This is a genomic window from Peribacillus sp. YIM B13481 (genome assembly GCF_042787985.1).
Lineage (GTDB): Bacteria > Bacillota > Bacilli > Bacillales > DSM-1321 > Peribacillus > Peribacillus simplex_A.
On record NZ_JBHZPE010000026.1, the window covers coordinates 56,795 to 65,856 of the forward strand.

Genomic DNA, 9,062 nt, shown 5'->3' on the forward strand with positions numbered 1-9,062 from the left:
AGCTTACAAGTAAAATCCCTTCTCAAGGACTCTACATGTAAGCTTAATTAGAGCTTAGCTCTCCTTATACACATTCACATCCACATCATCGCATGGGTCTCCCCAACATTCCACATTCTTCAAACCTTTAATATTGTTCACATGGAAAACAGGATTTTTTCCACTTTTCTTTTGCTTTTGATAATCCGCCAGTGCAGCAAAAGCGATCTTCCCAAGTAATGCTATGGCGATCAGGTTGATAATGGCCATGAGTGCCATCAGCAAGTCAGCTAGCCCCCAAACAAATTTCAGTGAGGCAAGCGAACCGAATATCACCATCCCTACTACTGCGATACGATAGATGTTTAACCAAACTTTATTTTCATTGATGAAGCCGATGTTCGACTCTCCATAATAATAGTTGCCGACAATGGAACTGAAGGCGAATAACAGTACGATAATGGCAAGGAAAATACCAGCCCAAGACCCCAATGCCGTACCAAGTGCATTTTGGGTAAGGACGATTCCATCCGTTTCTTTCGATGTATAAAGACCCGAGAACAAAATGATGAAGGCAGTCGAACTGCAAATGACGAGCGTATCGACAAAAACACCCAGTGACTGAATGAGTCCTTGTTTGACGGGATGACTTACATCTGCCGTCGCTCCAGCATTAGGTGCACTACCCATCCCGGCTTCATTTGAAAATAGGCCACGCTTGATTCCCTGCATCATGGCAGCCCCCAGTACTCCGCCAGCCACTTCTTTTATTCCATTAAATGCACTTTCAAAAATCAGAACAAAAACACCCGGTAACTCGGTAATATTCATGATGATGATAATCAACGCCACTATCACATAGGCTCCTGCCATAATCGGGACGATGACTTCAGATACCTTTGCAATCATTTTGATACCGCCAAAAATGATGACAGCTGTGACGACAGCCAGAATAAGACCCGTAACCCACTTTTCGATTCCAAACGATTCATTGAATGCACTTGAAATCGTATTGGCTTGAACCGAGTTGAAAGCAAGTCCAAATGTAAGCGAAATCAATACAGCGAACGTGATGCCCATCCATCGGGCGTTCAAAGCTTTTTCCATATAATACGCAGGCCCTCCGCGGAATGCATCCCCATCCTTGACCTTATAGATTTGAGCAAGTGTACTTTCAATGAAAGCTGAAGCAGACCCGATCAATGCTATTAACCACATCCAGAAAACGGCTCCTGGGCCGCCCATCGTGATTGCGATGGCAACACCTGCAAGGTTACCAGTTCCTACCCTGGAAGCCGTGCTTATGCAAAATGCCTGAAAGGATGTCACACCCTTTTTTTCCGCCGTGGCTCCTTCCCCCAAAAGTCTGAACATTTCCCCAACCATCCTGAATTGGACAAACTTCGTGCGTACGGAAAAATAAAGACCCAATCCAATCAACATGATGATCAAAATGGATGACCATAACACATCATTTGTCTCACTAATAAATTTTTCTAACATCCCCATTAAAACAATCCCCTCTACTTCACTTAAATTATTATTGCAAAAACATATACAACTATAATTTATTTCCCGGTTCTTCAGGGAGATAAACTAATGAAGCCCATAAAAAAAAGGAAATTCCCGAATGAATCTCCAATACAATAATTATATTATATCCTAACTCATAATTTTTTTCATTCCTGAATTGGTGGAATCAATATTTCAGTATTCTTCTTTATGATATTAATCTTTCTTCCCCACTTTATTTTAGTTCATTCCAGACGTCAGCAGAATCCCTTTTTCGTCCAAATCATCCAAAAAACTTTAATATAGCACCAAAAAGCCTCTCACCTTCTGTTTAGGGCTAACGTGCAAGGCTTTTTTGCAAACATCGGCTTCATATCATTTTTCTTAAACCACTCCCAATATAAGAAAAATTCCGTGCTGAAATTTAGTTATCATCTACATCACAGAAGAGGTTTCAATGTATGAAATTCAAAAAAAAGTGTAATCGTAAACAATCTAGGTATAATTCTCTTTGTAGGGATTATGTCAAGCCAAGGGATTTAACGAATGATTATCAAATTAGGGAATTAGTTTGCAGTATAATTTGAACATCAACTTTGATTTTCATAGGGAAAAATATGTAATGCCCAATTTTGTATTCATTTCTTAAAAGGATGCGGAAGCTGAATATCCAAATACAAATAATGCCCTTCTCGAATGAGAAAAGCTTTTATTTAAAATATAATACCTCTAAAAATTTTATATTGTAGAAGTTTTTTTACTATTGCACTAATAGTCCACCTGAATAAGAGAACCCCTTTAACTGGTTTAACGAAGATTAAGAACACGATTCCTTAAATTAGAAGTAAGCCAGCTGCAAATAGGATCGAATTCACAAAACCAATTTATATGTTTGCTCCTTCTGACTGATATGAACAGCAGTGATAACAGTTCCAATCACTTCCGCTTTATTCATAAACGATATGCTAAGGCTCGTCATTAATCCTGATTGACTAACCAAGAACCTAAAAAACGCTGCACATCATGTGAATAGGAACGCATGCGACCGTAAAATGACTGATGCTTCAGTTATCTATTGAAGAAAATTCACAAAATTAGACACACCTATTTTATTAAAACGCTTGTTTTTTCTGACTAGCCATAGATCTCTTCTTATATTTATACCGGAAATACCGACTTCCCGCAAAAAACCTTGATCCAATTCCCTGGCCAATGACAACCTTGGCAGAATACTGATTCCAAGTCCAGCTTCGACTGCACTTTTTATCGCTTGTGTACTTCCAATCTCCATGTAGTTTTCTATTTTTTCTAAAACCCCATGCTCCCTTAACATGTTTTCTACGATAAGTCGTGTCCCTGAAATGGATTCACGCCAGATCATCCTTTCATTTCCCAATTCCTCTACCTGGATTTCTTTTCTGTCTCTCCATGTGTGGTCGGGTGGACAAACCAATATCAATTCGTCATCTGCGAACTTTTCTACAATAAAATCGGTGTTTTCCACGAGTCCTTCCACCAAGGCCAAATCAATGACATCGTTTGATAAATCCTCCAGAACTCGAGGGGTATTTTTTATCGTTAATGTCACTTTTATTTCAGGCTGCTGCTTTTTAAATCTCCCCAGCAAGCTTGGCAATAAATACTCGCCGATTGTCAGGGATGCACCTACTATGAGGTTTAAATTGTACTCGCCCACTGATTGCTGAATCACTTCTTTTGAATGGTTGAAGTCATTCACCATAGCTTTTGCAAAAGGGTATAACAACTTTCCTGCTTCTGTCACCCTTAGCCTCCCTTCCTCACGGTCAAATAACAAAGTGTTATAAAAATTTTCCAATTGGTGAATCTGTCTTGTTACCGCCGGTTGAGATAAGAAACTTAACCTCGCTGCCTGGCTTATGCTTCCTTCATCCACCACTAAACAAAACACTTTTAGATTTTCTAATTTCAAGACGCCGACCTCCATGTCTATAAATAGTTTAATAAAATGATAGCATCATATAGGTAAATGGTGAAATGGAAAAACAACGCTATTTTCCCTGAACAGGTGATTCTATTCAATTCTATAAAACGGATAAATCTTCTGGGTATAACGTTTTGTTATACCCGATGATTTTGTTGCAATTTACCCATTCCTTTTTCTTTGATATGTTAATAATAAGATTTATATAGAGCAGCATAGGAAGGGACTGATGACAATGAAAGGACAATGGAAAACACTGCTCCAATTATTTTGGACCTTTTTTAAAATAGCACCTGTCACATTCGGAGGCGGGTTTGCGATGATCCCTTTAATCGAAAAAGAAGTAGTGGAGAAGAGAAAATGGCTGAAAAGCGAAGAAGTTACGGATGTTTTTGCATTATCTCAGTCTGTACCGGGAGCTGTCGCCGTTAACTCCGCCACCTTTATCGGCCATCGAATTGCCGGAATGAAGGGCGCAATGGCAGCTATGATCGGTGTTACACTTCCTACCTTTTTAATTGTACTGCTCCTCGGCATTTTGTATTTTTTCATTCAGGATAATCCAAAGATAGAATCCGCATTCATATCGATTAGAGCTTCCATAGTTGCCATCATCGCCTATGCGGCTATCAAGATAGGAAAAACGGCTATTGTTGACAAATCAACATTAGGTATATTAATAGTGGGGATTCCAATCCTTTTTTTCATTCACCCTGTTTTAGCTATATTAGCAGGCGCGATAGCAGGTGTTGTGACCATCTCTATTAAGAGGAAATTAGGTTACAAAATCAACATGGACCGAAAAGAAAAGAAAGAAGAAGAGAATGATTTCGAATATTTCATGGGTGCAGGCATATAGGTCCATGAAAGGTGGGCGATATTTCCCTGTTATCGGTTTAAACTAATTTTCAAGAAAGCGTGGGATAAATGCTGATGGAATTGTGGGAGTTGTTTAGCACCTTCTTTATTATCGGATTTGTATCGTTTGGAGGGGGATACGCCATGATTCCCGTAATAGGATCGGAAGTCTCACAGCATGGTTGGATGACGACGCAACAATTTACCGATGTAATCGCCATTTCCGGCATGTCCCCAGGTCCTATCACCATCAATAGTGCCATTCTCGTTGGCTATTCGACTGCTGGATTAGCAGGAGCCATATCATCTGCTCTCGGAATCCTGCTTCCTGCAATTATAGTCATAATCGTTATAGCCACCTTCTTCAGCAAATTGAATCATTATCCAATTATTCAATCGATGTTTTATGGACTAAGACCCATTGTCACTAGTTTAATCCTTTTTGCAGCGATAAGTTTTGCCATTTCCAATCATATGATAGCTATGAACTTTTCATGGCATACGATAAGCTTATTACTTGTTTTTGGATTATCATTATTTGCCTTATTGAAATTACGATGGCATCCAGCTTATGTCCTTATTCTTTCTGGATTAGTTGGTGTTGTCTTCTATTCATAACGACTCATTTTTCCGTTCAACACACTTCCATGTAATCTCTAAATCTTGGACATACTGAAAATATGACTGATCGGTATGGAAACGAAATATTTGTTCAAGTGAAACATTATCAAACAGACATATTTTTTTAAATAATGCGATGGTACAACCTGAGTTTCGTGATTTTGTGGAAATGAAGGAGGAACGTGGATTTTCCGCCGTTCATCAATATGGACCTGAATTAGGCAGTTATTTTGATGATGGGCAAAAGTTGGTTCCATAAATTAAAGAAATATCAAGCAGGAGAATTCGAATTTATTATGATTATTACCATATTGTTGCCAAACTATGAAAGATACCCTTGCCAAGAGTTCAATGTTTCTCCATTAGTCTTCGAAACCTATATTAAAGTTTGATTTTATTCAATAACGAAGAACTATTGATTTTATAAGGTTTAGGCATTGATATGCTTCTAATTTAGAATTTAGGCACCTTTATGGTATCATTATTTTTCCCTCAGTCCTCGCATTTATAATATTTAACCTGGCCGCTTAAGCCCTGATTTGACTGGTACATATTTTAGAGCCTTTTCAAAAACTTTAGAACAACTACTTGATAAATTCCATTACACTACTTACGCAACACCACTAATAAATGAAGTTATTCGGTTTTTGACGAATAATTATTTTTTACGGCACAGTTCAATACATTATCCGGAACCTTTAGAAGGCTGTTTTCGTTTTTTGTAAATACTACCACAATTTAGCGAAAATTATATTTGAAAGGAATCATTTTGATATTTGATATTTGAAATGACTGATTATAATAGCAACATTAATTCACTAGTAGATTTTCTGGACTTTTTGAAAAGTTTACATTAAAGGTGAAAAACTGTTGGAAGAGGATATAGAATTAGATAACTTACATAGTACCACCAGGGTTAATAACTATCAGCCAATTATAGAGAAAGGGAGATATAAGTAAGAAACCTTAAGGTTTTGGTTAAAAGAAGAAGACGAATATAAAAATGGTGTAATTCACAAATTTTATGGTAATTTTCAAATTAATGGACTTTTTAAGTCACGAAAATATACTTACATATGGAGACAAAGTTTTAATCAAATGGGTTTCTCGCTATTATTAGCTTTTTCTCCACGTTATCGTAACTACTTAATTATATAGAGGTACATATATACATATATATATAGATTAAATAACTCACGAAATTGCAAGTTATTCAATAAGACTCCTACAAAAAATGGGTTAACCCCTGGAACAACTCTTGTTAATACTTACATCTAAATAACATAAAGTTACAACTACCTCAGAAATTTTAGTGATAATTCATAAATCTTTATTGTTTACCTACACATAGATATCTAAGAATCATTTACTATCTATACATAACAGTTATATATAGAATAATATGTATCTAACTTTCTTGTTTAGACTTTTGAGAAGTTTTACTTTAATCCAAGTTCTCTTAGCATCGATTTATATGTTTTTCGTATAATAGGATCTATAAATGCAATAGGATCTTTCATTTTACTTTTTACTAACCTTTCTGACGGATATTTAGAATTATTGTGTATTTCTTTTATAATCGTTTTTACCTCTTCGACTCTATGCATATGTTTTAATTCTGCCTGTGTTTTTCTATATTCCTGGTACTTATAAGATATTTTTTTACTAAGCTGCGGATATTTTCGGTAGATATTAAAGTATTTTAATCTTCTTTGAATTTCTGATACTGAGATCGGTGGATATTCATTTAAATGAAAATCCTCCAATTGTCTTTCTATTTCATTTAAATCCCTATCATAATTCTTTCTTTTTCTATTAACTTTTGGGATGTTGTTTACCTTTATATTAAATGAATAATCTATACGGTTTAATAATAAATCAACAACTTTAATATTTGCTACTTCACATATATCTATCAATGATTCAAATTCTGGTTCGGTACCTCTTAACCATTTATACACTTGTTCCGTGACTTATTAGCCAGTTTTGAAAATTCTTTTACATTGCCGTTTGTGGTTATTTCTACTATTTTTTTTATTGAGATCAATATCTCCTCTTTAGTAGCAGATTGCATTTCACTATTATTCTGACTAAACACATCTCCAACTGACTTTGAAAGCATTAATTGCCTTTCTAGTTCTCCGCCGGTCACCTCTTTAAAACTTGTTTCTCCTAACCATTGTTCGCAATGCGGACAAAATCCAGGTCTTGCTCTCTTTGTGAAAGAATAGTGGGTCTTTTTTACACATAGGACATATTGAGGAAAGCTCAATTTTATGTTTAGAGCAAATTTTCAAACATTTTATAGACCAAATTAGTGGTTCATAAATTTCCAATTTATTATTTCTGAAATCCGTTAAGCATTTTGGGCTCCATTTTAAGAATTGGTTGACAGTACCTCTTTTATTTTTAAAAGCGTTTTCCCATTTCCTAAGTGTTAGGTACCTCAAATCATTCCGTGAAGTAAGATTCTCTATTATAGAAATGAGATTTTCTGTAAAAGACCCAAATTTGTTGATTTGGGTCTTTTTATTATAAAACTCATAGCTAGTCATTTCTAACTTTTCAATTATTATATATTCTAGTAAATCTCCAACTCGGACGCAATGATGAGAAGCTACTCTCGTTATCACTCCACAGTGATTCAACATATGGAGTTCCAATACCTATTGGTTCTATATTGTAAAGACGAGACCTGGATACAGAAGCCTTTTACTGTTATTTTTACCACTTAACATCTTTTCTATTTAAATCACCCCTCATTAATCTATCCCTCTTTTTAAACTGTCGAATCCCTCTGGTGTATCTATGGAATCTCTGAATCGTCGTAAATGCCCCCGCGTGCTTTAATGGAACCTGAAATGGGAAGGTGGCTGTCACATTTCAACAAAAATGTCCCTTCTAATAGATGCTCATACATGTGTGATAGCTGTTGATGCATCGCCGGGATGGGTACAATAGGAGATTCAATGATTCCGTTTAGTTTTCTTGTTTCAGGAAAAACTTTAGCAATGTAAAGAGCAAAACGCTGTAGCCTTTCCTCGGCATCTTTTACATCTTTCTCATTAAGTGGCCGCTTTTTAAGTACCTTTTGAAATGGTTCATATTTAGGATTTGACCAAAATACATCCTTTGTAGCAACTAACTCGTTTATTAAAGGATATTCTTTTATCCAATCTTGAATTGTTTTCATCACTCTTCTCTTCCATAGGTATCGTACCTTTTTCCTTTATCTACTTATTGCCATTTAAAACCCTGACCTTAATGTCCAGAAGTCATTTTAATACCTACAGCCCCTGCAATAATACACATAATAAATAGGGTTAATCTTAAACTTTTAGGTTCATTAAAGAAGATCATTCCTGCTAAAACACTTCCAACAGAGCCGATACTGGTCCATATTGCATAGGCAGTCCCCACTGGAATAGAAGTTAATGACAAAGAAAGAAAATAAAAGCTTAAACTCCCCAAAAAAAGACACGCTACAGAGGGAAGTAATTTTTTAAACCCGTCTGCACGTTTCAGGCTTATAACACTACCAATCTCGGCAAATCCGGCAATAAGAAGAAAAAACCAAGCCATTGAATCATCCCCTAACCATGTATAAATCATATAATTCCTTTAATGTTTAGGTTGTGCTGGATTGGTTTTTATTCCAATTATACCCAATATCATTAAAGCCATAAAAAATACTTTTAGTGGATTAATGGTCTCTCCCAAAAAAAGCATCCCAATTACTACTGTTCCCACCGTTCCCAATCCAGTAAAAACGGCGTAACCAGTTCCTAAGGGAATGGAATGTAAAGCTTTTGAAAGTAAAAAGAAACTATAGATTATAATAACTACCGTTACTATACTAGGTATAATTTTGGTGAATCCGTGAGAATATTTAAGACCGATCACCCAGACGATTTCCAAAAGTCCTGCCATTATGATATATATCCATGCCATTTTATCGCTCTCTCCTTCGGCATTGACACTTATTTTTGAACCACGAAGTTCTCCATATATCGATAAATCGCATAAGCTACCCCATTCTCATCATTTTTAAGGGTTGTCGTTGTACAAACAGCTTTTATGACATCTTTCGCATTTCCCATCGCTACGCTGTATCCAACTTTCTGGAACA

The 9,062-nt window shown here is 36.1% G+C and carries 9 protein-coding genes and 1 pseudogene; 2 read left to right on the forward strand and 8 right to left on the reverse strand.

What is annotated here, in order from left to right; all coding sequences use genetic code 11:
* Positions 1 to 54: 54 nt before the first annotated feature.
* Both ACFX4X_RS15520 and ACFX4X_RS15525 read right to left on the reverse strand, forming a co-directional pair.
* Positions 55 to 1,488 carry an alanine/glycine:cation symporter family protein gene (locus ACFX4X_RS15520; protein WP_377384629.1) on the reverse strand — a complete coding sequence of 478 codons (1,434 nt, stop codon included), beginning with the start codon at positions 1,486 to 1,488 and terminating at the stop codon, positions 55 to 57.
* Positions 1,489 to 2,563: 1,075 nt separating this feature from the next.
* Complete coding sequence (locus ACFX4X_RS15525; RefSeq protein WP_377384631.1) at positions 2,564 to 3,442, reverse strand: LysR family transcriptional regulator; 879 nt, start codon at positions 3,440 to 3,442, stop codon at positions 2,564 to 2,566.
* Between the two features lie 241 nt (positions 3,443 to 3,683).
* On the opposite strand from ACFX4X_RS15525, the gene ACFX4X_RS15530 reads away from it, so the two are divergent.
* Both ACFX4X_RS15530 and ACFX4X_RS15535 read left to right on the forward strand, forming a co-directional pair.
* Complete coding sequence (locus ACFX4X_RS15530; RefSeq protein ID WP_284470953.1) at positions 3,684 to 4,313, forward strand: chromate transporter; 630 nt, start codon at positions 3,684 to 3,686, stop codon at positions 4,311 to 4,313.
* Between the two features lie 74 nt (positions 4,314 to 4,387).
* Positions 4,388 to 4,930: a chromate transporter gene (locus tag ACFX4X_RS15535; protein WP_377384633.1), complete on the forward strand. Its 543-nt coding sequence runs from the start codon at positions 4,388 to 4,390 to the stop codon at positions 4,928 to 4,930.
* A gap of 1,442 nt (positions 4,931 to 6,372) precedes the next feature.
* Here the strand turns inward: ACFX4X_RS15535 and ACFX4X_RS15540 are convergent.
* The 6 genes and pseudogenes from ACFX4X_RS15540 to ACFX4X_RS15565 form a co-directional block, all read right to left on the reverse strand.
* Positions 6,373 to 6,894, reverse strand: a complete 522-nt coding sequence (locus ACFX4X_RS15540) for a hypothetical protein (protein WP_377384635.1) — start codon at positions 6,892 to 6,894, stop codon at positions 6,373 to 6,375.
* Positions 6,895 to 7,089: 195 nt separating this feature from the next.
* Entirely contained in the window at positions 7,090 to 7,584 is a 495-nt protein-coding gene (locus tag ACFX4X_RS15545) for a TniQ family protein (protein WP_377384637.1), read from the reverse strand.
* A gap of 173 nt (positions 7,585 to 7,757) precedes the next feature.
* A pseudogene (locus tag ACFX4X_RS15550) lies at positions 7,758 to 8,126 on the reverse strand (D-serine ammonia-lyase); the annotation flags it as partial.
* 68 nt (positions 8,127 to 8,194) lie between these two features.
* Positions 8,195 to 8,515 carry a DMT family transporter gene (locus tag ACFX4X_RS15555; protein WP_061462928.1) on the reverse strand — a complete coding sequence of 107 codons (321 nt, stop codon included), beginning with the start codon at positions 8,513 to 8,515 and terminating at the stop codon, positions 8,195 to 8,197.
* A gap of 39 nt (positions 8,516 to 8,554) precedes the next feature.
* Complete coding sequence (locus ACFX4X_RS15560) at positions 8,555 to 8,884, reverse strand: DMT family transporter (RefSeq protein WP_061462927.1); 330 nt, start codon at positions 8,882 to 8,884, stop codon at positions 8,555 to 8,557.
* A 29-nt stretch (positions 8,885 to 8,913) separates the two neighbouring features.
* Positions 8,914 to 9,062: HAD family hydrolase (locus tag ACFX4X_RS15565; RefSeq protein WP_377384639.1), on the reverse strand; the 149-nt coding region annotated here is incomplete at its 5' end.